Consider the following 17159-nt stretch of genomic DNA (forward strand, 5'->3'; position numbering starts at 1 on the left):
CTAATCAGGGGACTGGATCTCATTTAAAAGCGAGAAAAAGGAGTGAAAACATGAAAGTAGTGGTAACTGGAGCAGCAGGTAAAATAGGACGGTGGGCCGTAAGAGCAATATTGGAGGCCGGCCATGATGTAACAGCGTCAGATCGGTTATTAAGAGAAGAATCAGCATCGAAAAAATTTATTCAAGCAGATTTGCGGGATTATGGCCAGGTATGTCAGCTTATTATGGGCTGTGATGCTGTGGTCCACCTTGGGAATATTCCGACCGATGTCAGGAATACCTCCCAGGCGATATTTGAAAATAATATGCTCGTCAATTTTAATGTCCTGGAAGCCTGTAAAGATTTTAAAATCCCTAAGCTGGTATGGGCTTCAAGTGAAACGGTGCTGGGATATCCGTTTGTCCCGAAAGAGCTCAGCTACCTTCCTGTAGACGAGGAGCACCCGACGATCGTAAAATCATCTTATGCCATGGCAAAACGGCTGACTGAAATCCTCTCAGACATGTATTCAAAGCTTACCAATACACAAATCGTCACCCTCCGTTTTGCGAATATATACGAGCCTGATGAGTACGAAAAAATCCCTGGCATGCACTGGAACGAGCAGCAAAAAGATATACAAAAGAAAAATGCATGGGCCTATTGTGATGTCAGAGATGCTGCACAAGCTTGCCTTCTTGCAGTCGAAAAAAACAATCTCGGAAACGATGTCTTCCATATTACTGCGCCGGACACCATCATGAAAGAACCGAGCGAAGACTTAGTTAAGCGGTTTTTCCCGGATGTCTCTTTAAAAAGAGATATAAAAGGATATGAAACGCTGATGGCAATTGATAAAGCGAAAAAGATCCTTGGTTATGAACCGCGTTATACATGGCGTAATGTGTTAAATAATGACGGTTCACTCAAAGCACTGCCAGAGGATCAGCTGTCATTGTCAAACAAATAAACACCAAAAAGCAGCAGATGTTCAATGAACTTCTGCTGCTTTTTTTATATCATAATCCTCTAAATTGATATCTACATCCATTTTGAGAGCCAGCTTCGCCAGCTGTTGCCCCATATAGGGCCCCATAGTCAATCCTGACGATCCAAGCCCATTTGCTGCTATTATCCCGTCCCAGCCGGGAAGACGTCCGATCACCGGCACATCACCTGGGGTAAAAGGGCGTAAACCGACTCTTGCCTCCTGAAAGGTGCTGTTTTCTAAACCAGGAGCCATTTCTAACCCCTTGTTCAACAACTCCTGCAGCCCGCCGGCCGTTATCCGTACATCATGTCCTTCTATGTTATCTTCACGAGTCGCTCCGATGGCCATTCTCTTGTCAGCATAAGCTAACAGATATTCCTTAGAAGGCGGCATCACAGCAGGCCAGCTTTCCATATTGTTTGCGGCCGGAACCTGCACATATATGATTTGCGCTTTTTGCACGCTTACTTTGAAGTGAATGCCTAAAGGTGCCAGCAATTGGTCTGCCCATACACCGGCACAAACAATCACCTCGTCAGCAGCATAACTTTCATCACCGACGGTTACGCCTGTCACTCGTTTTGAATGATATTGAAGCTTGGCATCGCCTGTTAAAAAAACGGCTCCCATTCTTTGAGCAGAACGAACTAATGCATCTCTCAGCACTTCACCATCCACTCGGGCTGCTCCGCTTATATGAATGGAATGGTACCGTTTAGCCAGCATCGGAAACATGTCAGCGGTTTTCATTTCAGAAAGAAAGGAAATCTCACCGATTTCCGGGGCATCTAGTTTACGTTCCTGCACCCGTTTTTGAATTTTCTCTATCTTTTCTTTCTCGTGATGTACACTAAGAGCACCAACAGGAGCATAACCCGTTTCTTTCTCGCCTTCTTTTCTAAGCTCCTCTATGAAACAGGGGTAAAAGTGCGCTCCTGCCTTCGCCATCCTGTACCACGCCTGATTTTTCCTGGGTGACAGCCATGGACAAATAATGCCTTTCGCCGCATGGGTGGCCTGTCCCTTATCTTTCCGATCTATAACAAGAACCTCAGCCCCCATTTTAGCTAACTGATATGCTGTTGACGCTCCTAAAATCCCAGCCCCTACTACAATGATTTTTTTCATTTTCCGTAACCTTTCCCAATAATCAATTCCTCAATTAGTATAGCTAATTGCCGAGGAACTTATAAACAATCGGGAAACCAGTGCGTGCAAGTAATGATGGTTTATAACTGCTCCAGCTTCATTTCAAGCTCTTTAATACTGTTATTCAAAGCCTCTGTCATTGCTGCGAGTCTTTCCTTTGACGGCAGGTGGGCAAAATCAGCCTGTTGAAGAGGTTCACCGATAATAAGCTTCATTTTACCTTTTTTGAACAATTCCTTTCCGCTCGAAGGTCCTTTATAAGCAGCGGGAACGAGCGGCGCTTTCCCCATTTGCGCAATCGTTACCGCACCTCTTTTCAAAGGCACGTCCTCAGAGGTTCTTGTTCCGCTTGGGAAGATACCGACGATCTCTCCTTCTTTCAGCAGCTTAATCGGTGTTTTAATACTGCTTGGCCCGGGATTTTCCCGATCTACCGGAAAGGCATGAATTTTCTTCAGAAACGAACCGATCCATCTATTTTGAAACAGCTCTTTTTTCGCCATGTAGTGTATTTGATAAGGAAGAATCCCGACTCCGAGTGTGATCACATCAACCCAGCCAGAGTGTGTACACGCGATGACAAAACCTGAATCGGCCGGAAGGTTTTCTTTGTTATACACCTTCACTCCTCCGCGAAGAGAAAGAATAACTTTTAAAGCATTTGCACAAAACTTATACATATCGCACTTCCTTTGTCGTAATCAATGATTCTTTCTGTTACTTATTATAACAACATTTTTTATTACCTGGTACTAATTTTTATGATTTCTCAGGTTAAAACGCGAAAAAGCTGAGGATTCGCCCTCAGCTTTTGTTATATTTCCTCCCTGGTCGGAGGTGCCATAAACTCTGGCCCGACCGGGTCTGATATCGTATTTTCCAATATGGTATTGATGTCTTTTTGATCTTCACTGCTCAGCGTCCAGCCTGTAATCTCAGATATCGCCTCAACCTGCTCAGGCTTTCTTGCCCCCCAAAGAGCGATATCCGCCCCCGGCTGGTCTAAGATCCATCTGACGGCCAAGTGAATCACTGATTTTCCATAACGTGCCTTCGCCAGCTCGTCCAATTGATGGACAGCAGAAAGATATTCTTTAAAGCGGGGCTTCTGGAATTTCGGATCGTGATTTCGCAGATCGTCGCCCTCAAATGTATACTCTTCGGTCATTTTGCCTGTTAACAGCCCTCTGCATAAACTGCCGTATAATAATGTTGTGATCTGTTTGTCTTCCGCATACGGTAGTACATTCTCTTCAATTTCTCTTTCAAACAGATTATATGGCGGCTGAATCGTATGAAGCGGTGCAGCGGCGCGAAATGTATCCATTTGCTCAACTGAAAAATTGCTGACGCCAATCGCCCGGATTTTCCCGGCGTCATATAATTCCTTCATGACTTCAGCCGTTTCTTCAATTGGCACAAGCGGATCAGGCCAATGCACCTGATAAAGATCAATATAATCCGTTTGAAGCCGTTTCAAAGAATTCTCGACTTCCTCTATGATTCTCGCTCTGTTCGCATGTCGGAACAGCTGGTTGTTCTTCCAGTCCAGAGCCGTTTTTGTTGCGAGAATCACCTGATCTCTTTTGCCGTACTCCTTTATCGCCTTCCCGACGATTTCCTCGGACTGCCCGAAGCCGTAAGCCGGCGCGGTGTCAATCAGTGTGATCCCCTGTTCAAGAGCGGCGCGGATTGTTTTGATTGATGTTTTTTCGTCCGTGCCTCCCCACATGGTTCCGCCAATCGCCCATGTGCCGAGGCCGATTCTGGAGGCTTTGATTCCTGTGTCTGCTATACTGGTATATTCCATTGTGCCACTCCTTCACTTTTTCACTATCTTTTCCCCGCTGGCAAAAATGTTAAACATTTCTCGGTACTATCTTTTGCGGCCATTTTTGGTTACTATATATAAATGGTGTTTGATTAGGTATAAAAAAGCCGTTTGCACGTAATGTGCAACTTTAAACCTTTCTTATACGTGTATAAGATAGAGGGGAGAAAAGGCAGTGACGATCGATGAAATTTACCAAATGTACATGAATGATGTTTACAGGTTCCTGCTCTCCATGACAAAAGACAAGCATCTTGCCGAAGACTTGCTGCAGGAAACCTTTATGCGGGCATACATACACATTCACTCCTATGATCACAGCAAAGTAAAGCCCTGGCTTTTTCAAGTGGCGCGAAACGCCTTCATTGATTACGTCAGAAAGCATAAGAAAGAAGTAACCATTTCTGATGACTTGATCGGAAGCCTCTTTCAAAATGCTGTTCAGAGCCCTGCCCACCAGGTAGAGATAAAGGAAGTGCTGACTGGTTATATGTCCGAGCTCCCCGATAATTATCGGGAGGCCTTAACGCTATATTATTTAAAAGAGTTAAATTACAAAGAAGCATCCCATATTATGAATATTTCAGAGGCGAATTTTAAAAGTGTTTTATTTCGTGCCAGACAGCGGCTGAAAGCACTTTATAATAGAGGTGTTAATGATGAATGAAGAATTTAAAAAGCGTTTTGATCAATATAAAAACGGGGAAATGAGCGACCAGGAAATGACCGCATTTGAGGAAGAACTTGAGAAGCTCGAAGTGTATCAGGAATTGATTGACAGCGAGCTGCAGGACGATAACGATTGGGATGTCAGCATCAGTCCTGAAAAACAAAAAGCGATTTTAGCCTACGGCAAACGCAAGTCTTATTTGCGAATTTCTGTGCTTGCCGTCATTTCGACATTGATGATTTTGCCGCTTTGTACGCTGGGAAGCTACCTCTATTACGGAATGGGAGGAAAACACAGCACCGGCAATGAGTTTATGGAAACCGCCGCAGTCACTGTAGCCCTAACCATGCCGAATGTTCTTGTCGATACATCCGGACTGAAAAGCCAAGTGAAGCTGTTTGGCATGAATACGGAATTCCCGCTGCAAAAGCAGATCGGTACGAAGACGGTCGCAGTAGGGAATGAACGGGTTGAAATGTTTTATAATAAAGTGAAAGCGCCGGCCGTTAACTACTATGACCTAGAAGTGCATAAAACCGGCCATTACTTTACACACCCATCAAGTGCATCAGAACAAACAACCGCAAAAGCAGAAAAAACGTTAAAGACATTGCCTGAAGGAACTGTATCCGAGGTCTACCTTTCATATGACCGTGCATACCCGACAAAAGAAGTGTATAACAAGTTCAAAGGCTATGATGTGAGCTTTTTATGGAATGCAATCGAAACAGAGAAAAACACAAATGATACAGTATACGCAGAGCCGCTTGGCTATCCTGGAAAGGATTCAAAGTTCTTGGCTGCGCTTAATTCAAAAGGCAAATCAAATGGCGATCAGTTTATCAACGCCCTGACATTCATGTCCAAGCATGAAAAATGGGCACAGGTCATTTCAAAACGAAAAGACCTGAAAGTGGATAACCGATTGGATTATGTAGAGAAAAACGGTGTCAATGTATACGGTTCGGTCGTTACAGGACCAACCAAGGAAATTCAACGCATGCTGAAAAACAAATCTGTAAAATCAGCGAATGTCGGCGAGGTGGAATTATGGAACTGGTAAGAATTTTTAAAGAGCACAATGTATTCGGCTGGATTTCAGTCGGGACAGCGATTCTGTCCCTGCTCTTGCTGAATTTGGCGATTATCAGCAACGTCACAATTTATTCCTATCAAATGCTTCCGTTCGCCATGGCTGCCGTTCCGTTTGGCATTATTGAGCTCTTCATCAAGAGAGGGCGCACAGGCCCCGGCCTGCTCGGCGTCGTCCTTAATCTCTTTGTAATTATTTGTGTGTATACCATTGTATCTGTTGATACCAATTTACAGTTTGGCTTTTAAAAGAAAGACGCCTGAAGAGGCGTCTTTTTTCATTACACTGGCTTTCGAAACAAGTAGCTTTCTATAGTAAAACCCATTTTGTCTGTATAAAATCGGTGTGCGTCTTTGCGCTGAAGGCCAGATGAAAGACTGACAGAGCCAAATCCGGCTTTTTTCGCCCAGTCTGCGGCATAATCCAAAAGCATTTTGCCGTATCCCTTTGATCGGCAAGGCGCGGTTGTCACAAGATCCGCAATCCATAAGTGCTCTCCTTTATGAATGGAAACCCTCGGCAGCGCGCCGCACAGCGCCCTGATTGCTGTATCCTCATATAAGGCAAACAGCATATACGATTCTTTCCGCACACAGGCTTCAAGCCTTTGTAAATACGTCTCTTCATCCAATTCTGTTCTCAATTCACTCATTACCGGAAACGACTCGGCCCATTCTTCTTTCGTGGTTAGTTGTTTCATATGTATCATCTTCTCAATCCCCTTTCCTTTCGTTACAATGATCATAGCTAATAAATGGCATTTGCCAAATAGCCAATATCAGAAAAAATGACCAGGCCAGATATAAAGGAGATATACGATGGATATCACGCCGTTTCTTGATAAAAAAAGCAAAACACCGCTGTATGAGCAGCTTTATACCTTTTTTAAACAAGAAATTTCACATGCGAGAATAACGAATGGAACAAAGCTTCCGTCAAAACGCATGCTCTCCGGCTCGCTCGGTGTCAGTACGGCAACAATCGAACGTGCTTACGAGCAATTAACTGCTGAGGGCTATGTCAAAAGCAAGCCAAAAGTCGGCTGGTTCGCGGCGGGAGTAGAAGCAGACTTCCCAGTGGCTCCTGTACATTTTCAGCAGTCTACGCAACCGGTCATACATGAAGAAAACGCACCTGCTATTGACTTTCATCAAGGCAATGTTGATCCGGTACACTTCCCCTTTAACGCATGGAGAAAAAGCATAGTAAAAAGTCTGGACCGCTATTCCGGATCGTTCCACACCTCTGGCGATCCTCTAGGAGAACCTGAACTCAGGCAGATGATTGCCCATTTTGTCAAGCTGTCTCGGGGAGTAAATTGCGAGCCCGGCCAGATCATCATCGGCGCAGGAACCACCGTACTTCTGCAAATTCTTTGTCTTACGCTTGGGCGCGGAACAAAAATCGGTTTTGAAGAACCGGGATTTCACCGTTCAAGAAGGATGTTTGAAGCAAATCACATGAATGTCATTCCTATTTGTTCTAATGAAGAAGGCGTCCTGCCGGGTGAGCTTAAACGGCGGAATCCGCACCTCGTGTATACAACTCCTTCGCATCAGTTTCCACTAGGGACCATTATGACGATAGCCCGCAGACAGGAGCTTCTGGCATGGGCAAAAGAAGCACACTCGTTCATTATCGAGGATGATTACGATGGAGAATTTCGCTACAGCGGCCAGCCCATTCCGTCTTTGCAAGGGCTTGATCCGAATGGCAGAGTCATCTATCTCGGCACTTTTTCAAAATCACTGCTGCCTACCTTGCGGCTCAGCTTCATGATTTTGCCTCCCGCGCTGATGGAATCGGTCGGAAAAAACGCTCATTTAATGAAGCAAACGGTCTCTTCCCACTCGCAAATGGCACTGGCGGACTTCATCGAAAGCGGAGAGTGGCAAAAACATGTAAACAGAATGAGAGCCTTATACCGAAAAAAACACGCTGTCCTGTTAGAGGCCATACGGTCTGAATTAGGAAACAGCGTTGAAGTTCTCGGAAAAAACTCCGGGCTTCATATCGTGCTGCGGCTTTTGTTTCCAGCAAGTGAGGAAGAAGCAATTAAAGCAGCCGCCGACAATGACGTAATCATCTATCCCGTATCTCCCTCTTATAAAGGGCAGCCGCCATTTGTTTCTGTTTTAATCGGTTATGGCGGATTGTCAGAAGAGGACATTAGGCTCGGTATCCAAAAACTGAAAACGGCGTGGACTCCGCTGATCTCGTCTTGTTAAACAAAACAGGCTCCGGGAACGGAGCCTGTTGTTTAAAATGATAAAATACCGATTAAATTTAAGAATACAATAATAATTGCCAGCGGCACGATAAAACGAAGCAAATAAAACCATGTATAAAAGAATGCTTTACTTGCATTTGATCCGTTTCTCATTTCTGCCAAGAGCTCTTGTTTCGGAATTTTCAGCGGTATAAATAGAGAAATTAATAGAGCGCCTAATGGCATCAAAACATTGCTGACGGTAAAATCGGCAATATCAAAAAACGTTTTACCAAACATGTGTACATCGCTCAATACACCATAAGACAAGCAACAAGGGATTCCGACCAAGAAGATCAAAAGCCCGCTCGTCCATGACAGTTTTATTCTCTTCTTTTCGTCCCCTTTTCCGATCGTAGCCACAATAATTTCAACCATCGAAAAAGCGGAGGTTAAGGCTGCAAATAAAAACGCAACGAGAAAACCGATAAAAAACAAGGTGCCGAACGGAAGCTGTTCAAAAACAGCCGGAAGCACTGTAAACAGCAATGTCGGACCTTCATTTGGCTGAAAACCGAATGAGAAAACCGCCGGAAAAATGGCCAAGCCCGCCAAGAGAGTCACAATGATATTCATCACGACAATGGAGGCTGCCGAGCGTGGGACGTTTTGTGTTTTCGGCAAGTAGGAGCTGTAAGTCACCATCACCGAAACCCCCAGTGTTAACGTAAAGAAGGCTTGTCCCAGCGCGAATAATATGGATTCCGGAGTCAGATCGCCGAAATGAGGCACAAGCAAAAATTTTACGCCTTCCATCGCACCATTAAGTGTGAGAGACCGAAGAACGAGCAGAATAAACAGTAAAAACAAAATCGGCATCATCACTGCGCTGACTCGTTCAATCCCTTTTTGAACACCTCTGGCGACTACTATAACAGTCAGCACCATAAAAACAAGCTGAGCCGCGAGTGTCTGCACAGGATTTTGAATAATAGAAGCAAAAAGAGCGCCATACTGTGCTTGGGTAAGCCCTGACAGTGAACCTGACGCTGTTTTCACTATATATAGCAAAATCCACCCTCCGATTACACTGTAAAACGACAGCACTAAGAAACATGCGGCTACGCCGATCCATCCTGTAAGAAACCAAGCTGTTCTCGGCGCTTCTTTTTTATATGCATCAATGGCATTCGTCTGGTTCCGTCTTCCAAAAATAAATTCTCCCACTAAAAGCGGATAGCCCAAGAGAATGGTAAATAACACAAAGATAAGAAAAAAGGCGCCTCCTCCATTGGTCCCCGCTACATAAGGGAACTTCCATATCGCGCCTAAGCCGATAGCCGAGCCGGCGGCTGCCATGACGAAACCGATTTTCGAAGCCCATTGGACTGGTTTTTGCTCAGACAATAAAGTCACTTCCTTTCCAGCCTATATTATCTCTTATTTTTGTCTTCATTTCTATAGATTCATTTGCCAAGAACATAAAAGAGAGAGCGGCCCTGTATGACCGCTCTCTCTTGAACAAAAGATTATTGATTTAATTTTGAATGCTTTCTTGAATACAGGAAATAGATTGCCAAGCCGATTAACAGCCAAACAAGGAAGCGGACAATCGTCACCCATCCAAGATTTAAAATTAAGAACAGGCAGAACAGAATCGCCAGGCCTGGGATAACCGGAACCCCTGGGCATTTAAAGGCTCTCGGAAGATCCGGCTGTTTCTTTCTCAAAACGATAACTGCCACAGAAATCAGCACAAATGCTGACAGCGTTCCGATGTTTACCAGTTTTGCAAGTTCATCCAGCGGAACAAGTGAGCCTAGAAGCGCCGACATCGTTCCGAAAAACCAAGTGGCTACATAAGGTGTTTTGTGCTTTGGATGCACCTTAGAAAGTGAACCCGGCACCAGTCCATCACGCGACATGGCAAACATGACGCGTGTCTGTCCATAAAGCATCACAAGCATAACTGTTGTCATTCCCAAAACGGCGCCAATATCAATGATGCCTGCCACCCAGTTTTGCCCGGCGCTTTGAAGGACGAGAGAAACCGGATGATCCACACCCGCAAACTGGGCAAACGGGATAACCCCTGTCATGATCGCTGATACGGTGACATATAAAACCGTGCAAACCAATAAAGAGAAAATAATGCCTTTAGGCAGATCCTTCGCAGGATTTTTTGTCTCTTCCGCAGCAGAGGATACAGCGTCAAATCCGATAAAAGCAAAGAATACGAGCGCCGCTGCGCTGAATACGCCGCCAAAGCCCATCGGCATAAACGGCTGCCAGTTATGCGGCTTCACGTAAACGGCTGCCACCGCGATAAACAGCAGAACGACAAGCACTTTCAAGATAACCATGATGTTGTTGACTCTTTTTGATTCTTTGATCCCTAAATAAAGCAAAAACGTTATCGCCATCACAATCACGAATGCAGGCAGATTAAAAATGGTAAATGTACCTTTTACCGCCCCAGGTGCCGCTGTTAAAGCAACCGGAAGATGAATGCCGAGCCCTGATAAAAACGATTGGAAATAACCAGACCAGCCGACTGACACCGCGCTTACCGCCAGCATGTACTCTAAAATTAAATCCCACCCGATAATGAAGGCCATAAGCTCTCCCAAAGTCGCATAAGTGAATGTGTACACCGAACCAGAAACAGGCACACTTGAAGCAAATTCTGCGTAAGACAGGGCAGCGAATAAACAAGCCAGCGCCGCTACAACAAATGAAACGGTTAGTCCGGGACCAGCCGTGACTGCACCTGTTCCTGTCAGTACAAAAATCCCTGTGCCAATAATGGCTCCTATTCCAAGCAATGTTAAGTCGAATGCCCCTAATTCTCTTTTTAAAGATTTTTCACCGCTCGTCGCAGCGAGTAAATCCTGAATGCTTTTCTTCCTAAATACGCTCCCTTTCATTCCCCTTCAACTCCTAGACTAATTATCTATTTTTATATATTTTATTTGAATTTTCTGAATTCATGAGTGACAATGGTCATTTTTCTTTTTTTCTACTCTATTTGTACCGGTGGCGAATCATTCCTTTCTCCTACTCAATATTATATATAAAATCACAAAAATGAAAACAAAATTTTTAGAAAAATCGACAAATTTTTTATTTTAAAATATCTTGCCGCGCAAAAAAACCAGCAATCATGCTGGTTTTTCGTTTCATTATGTTGAAATAAAACGGCCGCCATTTACGTGAATGGTCTGACCTGTCATATAGGAAGATTCATCAGACGCCAGCAGGACATAGGCGCCTGCATGCTCAACCGGCTGTCCCGGTCTCCCCATTGGGGTATCCAAGCCATGCTGTTTCACTTTTTCCTCCGGGAATGTCGCCGGAATAAGCGGTGTCCAAATTGGGCCGGGCGCCACTGCATTCACTCTGATGCCTTTATCCGCAAGGGACATCGCCATGGACCGCGTAAAGGAGACAATCGCACCCTTTGTGCTGGAATAATCAATTAACATCGTATCGCCTTCATAAGCGGTAATCGATGTCGTATTAATAATGGCACTCCCCTCTCTAAGGTGGGGCAAAGCTTTCTTCGTCATATGAAACATGGAAAAAATGTTTGTGCGAAATGTTTTTTCCAGCTGTTCTGTTGAAATATTGAGAATGCTGTCCTGCGGATGCTGTTCAGCAGCGTTGTTCACCAAGATATCGAGTTTACCAAAATGGTCCACTGTTTGCTGCACAGCTTGTTCACAATGGTTCTCGTCCCCGACATCTCCCGGGATAAGCAGGCAGCGGACATGTTCCTTTTCGATCCGTTTACGCGTTTCCTCTGCGTCAGAATGCTCATCTAAGTAAAGAATGGAGATATCGGCCCCTTCTTTAGCAAACGCAATCGCTGCCGCTCTCCCTATTCCGCTGTCGCCCCCAGTAATGATCGCGACTTTTCCTTTCAGTTTTCCGCTTCCTTGATAATCCTCGTCCTCTGACAGAGGCAGCGGATTCATTTGTGACTCAATGCCCGGCTGTCTGTCCTGATGCTGCGGCTCTTGCCCTTCTGTTTGTCTGTCCATTGGGTTCATATTCTTCACTCCTAGACATGTGGTTGATACTGAACGTTACCACGCTATAGAAGCGAATAAACAGCAAAATATGTTATGAAAGAACTTCTTCAGGAATGGCACCTGTATATTTCGCTGACGGGCGGAAAATCATGTTGTTTTCTGCCTGTTCCAGCACATGGGCGCACCACCCTACCATTCGGCTTGCTGAAAAGGTCGGTGTGAACAATTCATCGTCAAAATCAATCGCCTTCATCACAGCAGCCGCATAAAATTCAACATTTGTATATAGCTTGCGTCCCGGTTTGTAGATTTCAAGCAAACGAATCGCTTCTGCTTCTACGTGCAGTGCAAGATCAAGGTCGCGGTCATTGCCGGCCACCTCTTCTGCTTTCTGTCTCAGAGCTTCTGCCCGCGGGTCCTTCGTCTTGTACACCCTATGGCCGAACCCCATCAGGCGCTCTCCTTTCTCGAGTTTTTTTGTCAGATAAGCTTCAGCATTTTCTTTTTCTCCAATGTCTTCAAGCATTTTGGTCACCGCAGAAGGAGCGCCTCCGTGCAGCGGGCCTTTCATCGTGCCGAGAGCAGCAGTGACAGCTGACACTAAATCACTCTCTGTAGATAATGTGACACGTGCAGAAAAAGTGGAGGCGTTCATGCCGTGCTCCATGGCCAGAATCATATATGTTTCAAGCGCTTTCTTTTTTGCCTCTGAAGGCTGTTCACCTGTGAGCATATAATAGTAGTTTTCGACATGTCCGTACTGGGAAGATGGCGCAATTGCTTTTTCATCTCGCGTCCACCGTTTTCTGTACGCAATGATGGAAGGCGTGATTGCAATCAGCCGAATTGCTTCTTCTGTTTTCGGATGAAACGTGTACGCATTTTCCCCCAATGCTGAAACAACCGTTCTCAGCACCGACATGTCGTCCATGTTGTTTGGCAGTGACTGAATCAAGCGCTCTATGTGTTCCGGCAAATGCCGCTCCGCAGCAAGCTTCTCTTCAAATGTCTGCAATTCTTCAGATGACGGCAGCTTCCCAAATAAAATTAAATAAGCCGCTTCTTCAAAGCTGTGATTCAGGGCGATGTCTTTAGCATGCTGCCCTCTGTAAATCAGGCGGCCTTTTTCGCCATCAATATGGCTGATAGATGTTTCTACACATGTAATTCCCTTTAATCCGTAATGTACCATTTGTATTCCCCCTATCCTTTTCTGTTATTATAGTAAATATAATATTTAAAAAATATTGAATATTTTAAAGGGAATTAATTAAAATTATTAATCAGAGGGAGATTAGAAATGGATTTCAAATGGCTACACACCTTTGTGACCGCTGCGAAATATGAAAACTTCCGAAAAACAGCGGAAACGCTTTTTTTATCTCAGCCTACTGTGACCGTGCATATTAAGCAATTAGAAAAAGAAATCAGCTGCAAGCTGTTCGAGCGAAAAGGCAGGAAGATCCAGCTGACTGATGAAGGCAGGGCTTATTTGCCGTATGCACTCAGGCTTCTTGATGATTACGAAAACAGCATGGCAGAGCTTCACAGAGTGAGACAAGGCTACTGTCAAACCTTACAGCTCGCAGTTTCTCCGCTTATCGCAGATACTGTGCTTCCGTCTGTCATGAAGCGGTACACAGCAATGAATACAGAAACAGAAATGGCGGTAACGATTTTTGAATCGGCAGAAATCGCGTCACTGATTAAAGCCGGGGAAGCAGATATCGGACTGAGCTGTTTAAAGGTGCAGTCTTCCTCTTTAACCTGCCACTGCTTATATAAAGACCCTGTTGTCCTTGTTGCCCCGCCCGATCAGCGTTTCATGGCAGACAAAGAAATTGATGCCAAAGAGGTGCTCGAGCAATACCTGCTTTTGACCCACAATCATCCTGATTACTGGGACGACTTGCTCCGTCAGGTCAGAGTGACATTTCCATTTGTGAGAACAATGAAAGTCACACAAACACATATAACGAAACGGTTTATCAAGGAAGGACTCGGGGTTTCATTTCTGCCCTTATCTACGGTAAAGCGTGAGTTGGCAGAGAAACAGATGATCAAAATCCCTTATCAATCTGTACAGCTGCCCTATGCCGGCGCTTACGCAATCGCCCTTTATGAAAATAAGAAAGAAAAAAAATTCTTGGATTTTTTATCACATTTTCATTTTTAGATGCAACCAAAACGGATGAGCTCCGTCTAATGAAAAAAACCCGTTCCAATGAACGGGTTTCCTTCTAAAATTAGAATCTTTTCGCACCGAGGTAACGAGGCTTCCAGTAGCTGTTGTTCAGGCTGCTGATTTGTACGCCGTCAGATCCTGCATGAATGAAACTGTTGTTTCCAACGTAAATCCCCATGTGAGAAGGGCCGGATTTATATGTTGTGAAGAAGACGAAATCACCGACAGACGGGTTGGCAATGCTCTTCATAGAACTCCAGTAGCCCGCAGTGCTTGTTCTGCCCACACTTGTTTGTTTATTCAGTACGTACCAGATGAACCCGCTGCAGTCAAAGCCGGAAGTTGTCGTTCCGCCCCATTTGTATGGCGTTCCGACTAACGCTTTTGCATCAGAAACCAGCTTGCTCACATTAAGTGATGTAGATGACGTTTTGCTGCTTGAAGATGATGAAGTGCTGGAAGAAACATTTTTTGATCCTGTGCTTGAGCTTGTTCCTTTCACTTTCAACACTTGGCCGGCATAGATTAAATCTGATTTTAAGCCGTTTAAGCTTTTTAATTTGCTAACTGTTGTGCCATATTTGCTCGCAATTTTAGAAAGGCTGTCTCCGCTCTTTACTTTATATGTAGAAGTTGAAGACGATGACACCTTAGATGAGCTGGAGCTGCTTGAACTTGTTGAACCTTTCAGTTTCAGGACTTGTCCAATGCGGAGCAAATCTGATTTTAAGCCATTCAGTTTTTTCAGTTCACTGACTGTCATGCCGTATTTGTTCGAAATTTTCCAAAGGCTGTCCCCGCTCTTTACTTTGTATGTAGAAGAAGATGAAGAACTGCTGCTTTTTGAACTTGTAGATTTGCCGTTAATCGATAAAGTCTGCCCTGCGTAAATGATGTCTGAACGAAGGTGGTTCTCTGATTTAATTTTACTGATCGTTGTGTCGTATTTTCTTGAAAGTTCCCATAACGTGTCGCCTTTTTTCACCTTGATGCTTTGTGCAGATGCCGCTCCTGCAAATAATGTCGATCCTAAAACTACTGCTGTTGTGGCTGTAATGATTTGCTTTTTCATATTTTCCTCCCCAAATATTTATATCTATATATATTGATCTCTTTTTTTAAATTAATCTTATTGTTTTCTATTATAAGGATAGATTCCCAACAGAAATAGACTTGACTTCATGTGACAAATTTCTTAATTATTCGTTCTAAAAAAAAGTTTGTAAGGGTATTAAATATTTCATTTTCGTTTCAAAGGTGACAAAAAACGAGTCCTTTTGTCATGTGATTTGGGAGGTTTTTCAACTTAAAGGAAATAAATGAAAAACTTTCGGGGTCTACACACATATTGGAAGAATGAGTGATAAAGAGTATTCGTGGAAAGCTGCGGGGAACCGCAGTTTTTTTATTTAAACAAACATATCATGCAAGGACAGAGAGGTAAAGATTTTTCTGGAAAAATGAATGCTTTGAACCAAATAAGACAAAATAACGAAACGACGTTTTTCTTTTCCTTACAATGCTTTACTTAATGTTTACACGGTCAACAGCCGCATTTAACAAAATTCCCCTAACATAATATACAGAATACATTAAAGGAGGCCTGCAAAAAAATGAGTCTGTTTCAAAACTTGAAATCAAAACTTGTGCCCATCGCAGCTGTTTCCGTGCTTACAGCCGGCATATTCGCCGGTGCAGAACTGCAGCAGACCGAAAAAGCAAGCGCCAAAAAACAAAACAAAGACGAGATCAGAAATGTCATTGTGATGATTGGTGACGGCATGGGAGCATCGTACATAAACGCCTACCGTTCCATGAAAAATAACGGTGAAACACCGAATAACCCGAAGTTAACTGAATTTGACCGGAACCTGACAGGCATGATGATGACGCACCCGGATGACCCTGACTATAATATTACAGACTCAGCCGCAGCCGGAACTGCATTGGCGACAGGCGTTAAGACATATAACAATGCAATTGGCGTCGATAAAAACGGAAAAAAAGTAAAATCAGTGCTCGAAGAAGCCAAACAGCAAGGCAAATCGACCGGACTCGTCGCAACGTCTGAAATAAATCACGCCACCCCTGCCGCATATGGCGCCCACAACGAATCTCGGAAAAACATGGACCAAATCGCCAACAGCTATATGGATGACAAAATAAAAGGCAAACAAAAAATAGACGTTTTGCTTGGCGGCGGAAAATCGTATTTTAACCGTAAGGACAGAAATTTAACGAAGGAATTCAAACAAGCAGGCTACAGCTATGTGACAACAAAACAAGCGCTGAAGAAGAATAAAGATCAGCAGGTGCTTGGGCTTTTCGCAGACGGAGGGCTTGCTAAAGCGCTGGACCGTGACAGCAAAACACCTTCTCTCAAAGACATGACGGTTTCAGCCATTGACCGTCTGAACCAAAATAAAAAAGGATTTTTCTTAATGGTCGAAGGCAGCCAAATCGACTGGGCGGCCCATGACAATGATACAGTAGGAGCCATGAGCGAGGTTAAAGATTTTGAACAGGCCTATAAAGCCGCGATTGACTTTGCGAAAAAAGATAAACACACGCTTGTCATTGCAGCTGCTGACCATACAACCGGCGGATTTACCATTGGCGCAAACGGTGAAAAGAATTGGCACGCGGAGCCGATTCTCGCCGCCAAAAAAACACCTGAATTTATGGCAAAGAAAATCAATGAGGGCAAACCGGCAAAAGATGTGCTCGCCCGCTATACTGACCTTGACTTCACAACTGAAGAAATCAAAAGCGTTGAAACAGCAGCCCAGGCTGACAAGGACAAAGGCGCCTATAAAGCCATCATCAAGATCCTGAACACACGGTCTAACAGCGGATGGACGAGTACCGATCATACGGGCGAAGAAGTGCCGGTATACGCGTACGGTCCAGGAAAAGAGAAATTCCGCGGACTGATTAACAATACCGACCAGGCAAAAATCATCTTTAAGATTTTGAAAACAGGAAAATAAAAAAAGAGGATGCAGAACGCTGCATCC

16 protein-coding genes are annotated in these 17159 nt (G+C 44.3%); 7 read left to right on the forward strand and 9 right to left on the reverse strand.

The window, feature by feature from the left end; genetic code table 11:
• Positions 1-50 precede the first annotated feature (50 nt).
• Positions 51-950 carry an NAD-dependent epimerase/dehydratase family protein gene (locus tag BSI_RS08215; RefSeq protein ID WP_003239553.1) on the forward strand — a complete coding sequence of 300 codons (900 nt, stop codon included), beginning with the start codon at positions 51-53 and terminating at the stop codon, positions 948-950.
• 21 nt (positions 951-971) lie between these two features.
• On the opposite strand, the gene BSI_RS08210 is transcribed toward BSI_RS08215, so the two are convergent.
• The 3 genes from BSI_RS08210 to akrN all read right to left on the reverse strand — a co-directional run bounded on the left by BSI_RS08210 (position 972) and on the right by akrN (position 3930).
• Complete coding sequence (locus BSI_RS08210) at positions 972-2099, reverse strand: NAD(P)/FAD-dependent oxidoreductase (RefSeq protein WP_003239554.1); 1128 nt, start codon at positions 2097-2099, stop codon at positions 972-974.
• A 101-nt stretch (positions 2100-2200) separates the two neighbouring features.
• A complete protein-coding gene (locus tag BSI_RS08205) occupies positions 2201-2800 on the reverse strand; it encodes a 1-acylglycerol-3-phosphate O-acyltransferase (protein ID WP_003239555.1) in 600 nt (199 codons plus the stop codon).
• A 134-nt stretch (positions 2801-2934) separates the two neighbouring features.
• Complete coding sequence (gene akrN / locus BSI_RS08200; protein WP_003239557.1) at positions 2935-3930, reverse strand: aldo/keto reductase AkrN; 996 nt, start codon at positions 3928-3930, stop codon at positions 2935-2937.
• A gap of 196 nt (positions 3931-4126) precedes the next feature.
• Here akrN and sigM point away from each other — a divergent pair, with 196 nt between their 5' ends.
• Genes sigM through BSI_RS08185 form a run of 3 tightly spaced genes read left to right on the forward strand, consistent with a single transcriptional unit; the run spans position 4127 to position 5962 of the window.
• The gene (sigM, locus tag BSI_RS08195; RefSeq protein WP_003224177.1) at positions 4127-4618 is read left to right on the forward strand and encodes an RNA polymerase sigma factor SigM; all 492 of its coding nucleotides are present in this window, start codon (positions 4127-4129) and stop codon (positions 4616-4618) included.
• Positions 4608-5684, forward strand: a complete 1077-nt coding sequence (locus BSI_RS08190; protein WP_080010757.1) for an anti-sigma factor — start codon at positions 4608-4610, stop codon at positions 5682-5684. The genes sigM and BSI_RS08190 overlap by 11 nt, the downstream gene beginning before the upstream one ends.
• The gene (locus BSI_RS08185) at positions 5672-5962 is read left to right on the forward strand and encodes a hypothetical protein (RefSeq protein ID WP_003239559.1); all 291 of its coding nucleotides are present in this window, start codon (positions 5672-5674) and stop codon (positions 5960-5962) included. The genes BSI_RS08190 and BSI_RS08185 overlap by 13 nt, the downstream gene beginning before the upstream one ends.
• A gap of 32 nt (positions 5963-5994) precedes the next feature.
• Here BSI_RS08185 and BSI_RS08180 read toward each other — a convergent pair whose 3' ends face one another.
• Positions 5995-6423, reverse strand: coding sequence for a GNAT family N-acetyltransferase (locus tag BSI_RS08180; protein ID WP_032732158.1), 429 nt, complete (start codon positions 6421-6423; stop codon positions 5995-5997).
• Positions 6424-6532: 109 nt separating this feature from the next.
• On the opposite strand from BSI_RS08180, the gene pdxR reads away from it, so the two are divergent.
• Entirely contained in the window at positions 6533-7942 is a 1410-nt protein-coding gene (pdxR, locus tag BSI_RS08175) for a MocR-like pyridoxine biosynthesis transcription factor PdxR (RefSeq protein WP_003239561.1), read from the forward strand.
• 32 nt (positions 7943-7974) lie between these two features.
• Here pdxR and BSI_RS08170 read toward each other — a convergent pair whose 3' ends face one another.
• The 4 genes from BSI_RS08170 to citA form a co-directional block, all read right to left on the reverse strand.
• Positions 7975-9330 carry a sodium-dependent transporter gene (locus BSI_RS08170; RefSeq protein ID WP_003239562.1) on the reverse strand — a complete coding sequence of 452 codons (1356 nt, stop codon included), beginning with the start codon at positions 9328-9330 and terminating at the stop codon, positions 7975-7977.
• Between the two features lie 122 nt (positions 9331-9452).
• Complete coding sequence (gene bcaP / locus BSI_RS08165) at positions 9453-10850, reverse strand: branched-chain amino acid transporter BcaP (protein WP_003239563.1); 1398 nt, start codon at positions 10848-10850, stop codon at positions 9453-9455.
• A gap of 255 nt (positions 10851-11105) precedes the next feature.
• A complete protein-coding gene (locus BSI_RS08160) occupies positions 11106-11975 on the reverse strand; it encodes an SDR family oxidoreductase (RefSeq protein ID WP_003239566.1) in 870 nt (289 codons plus the stop codon).
• 73 nt (positions 11976-12048) lie between these two features.
• Positions 12049-13149 (reverse strand): citrate synthase CitA, encoded by a 1101-nt coding sequence (citA, locus tag BSI_RS08155; RefSeq protein ID WP_003239567.1) that lies wholly within the window; start codon positions 13147-13149, stop codon positions 12049-12051.
• A 108-nt stretch (positions 13150-13257) separates the two neighbouring features.
• On the opposite strand from citA, the gene citR reads away from it, so the two are divergent.
• Positions 13258-14133: a transcriptional regulator CitR gene (citR, locus tag BSI_RS08150; protein ID WP_003239568.1), complete on the forward strand. Its 876-nt coding sequence runs from the start codon at positions 13258-13260 to the stop codon at positions 14131-14133.
• Between the two features lie 70 nt (positions 14134-14203).
• Here the strand turns inward: citR and lytE are convergent, their stop codons facing one another.
• The gene (lytE, locus tag BSI_RS08145) at positions 14204-15214 is read right to left on the reverse strand and encodes a peptidoglycan endopeptidase LytE (protein ID WP_003239569.1); all 1011 of its coding nucleotides are present in this window, start codon (positions 15212-15214) and stop codon (positions 14204-14206) included.
• 541 nt (positions 15215-15755) lie between these two features.
• Here lytE and phoA point away from each other — a divergent pair.
• Positions 15756-17132, forward strand: coding sequence for an alkaline phosphatase PhoA (gene phoA / locus BSI_RS08140; RefSeq protein WP_003239571.1), 1377 nt, complete (start codon positions 15756-15758; stop codon positions 17130-17132).
• The last annotated feature ends 27 nt before the right edge of the window (positions 17133-17159 follow it).

The sequence above is a fragment of the Bacillus inaquosorum KCTC 13429 genome (genome assembly GCF_000332645.1).
Taxonomy (GTDB): domain Bacteria; phylum Bacillota; class Bacilli; order Bacillales; family Bacillaceae; genus Bacillus; species Bacillus inaquosorum.

What these genes read in the sequence shown, in the direction of transcription:
- BSI_RS08215 (WP_003239553.1), top strand. Translation starts at nt 51, where the DNA reads ATGAAAGTAGTGGTAACTGGAGCAGCAGGTAAAATAGGACGGTGGGCC.
- BSI_RS08210 (WP_003239554.1), bottom strand. Translation starts at nt 2,099, where the DNA reads ATGAAAAAAATCATTGTAGTAGGGGCTGGGATTTTAGGAGCGTCAACA.
- BSI_RS08205 (WP_003239555.1), bottom strand. Translation starts at nt 2,800, where the DNA reads ATGTATAAGTTTTGTGCAAATGCTTTAAAAGTTATTCTTTCTCTTCGC.
- akrN (WP_003239557.1), bottom strand. Translation starts at nt 3,930, where the DNA reads ATGGAATATACCAGTATAGCAGACACAGGAATCAAAGCCTCCAGAATC.
- BSI_RS08190 (WP_080010757.1), top strand. Translation starts at nt 4,608, where the DNA reads ATGATGAATGAAGAATTTAAAAAGCGTTTTGATCAATATAAAAACGGG.
- BSI_RS08185 (WP_003239559.1), top strand. Translation starts at nt 5,672, where the DNA reads ATGGAACTGGTAAGAATTTTTAAAGAGCACAATGTATTCGGCTGGATT.
- BSI_RS08180 (WP_032732158.1), bottom strand. Translation starts at nt 6,423, where the DNA reads ATGATACATATGAAACAACTAACCACGAAAGAAGAATGGGCCGAGTCG.
- pdxR (WP_003239561.1), top strand. Translation starts at nt 6,533, where the DNA reads ATGGATATCACGCCGTTTCTTGATAAAAAAAGCAAAACACCGCTGTAT.
- bcaP (WP_003239563.1), bottom strand. Translation starts at nt 10,850, where the DNA reads ATGAAAGGGAGCGTATTTAGGAAGAAAAGCATTCAGGATTTACTCGCT.
- BSI_RS08160 (WP_003239566.1), bottom strand. Translation starts at nt 11,975, where the DNA reads ATGAACCCAATGGACAGACAAACAGAAGGGCAAGAGCCGCAGCATCAG.
- citA (WP_003239567.1), bottom strand. Translation starts at nt 13,149, where the DNA reads ATGGTACATTACGGATTAAAGGGAATTACATGTGTAGAAACATCTATC.
- citR (WP_003239568.1), top strand. Translation starts at nt 13,258, where the DNA reads ATGGATTTCAAATGGCTACACACCTTTGTGACCGCTGCGAAATATGAA.
- lytE (WP_003239569.1), bottom strand. Translation starts at nt 15,214, where the DNA reads ATGAAAAAGCAAATCATTACAGCCACAACAGCAGTAGTTTTAGGATCG.
- phoA (WP_003239571.1), top strand. Translation starts at nt 15,756, where the DNA reads ATGAGTCTGTTTCAAAACTTGAAATCAAAACTTGTGCCCATCGCAGCT.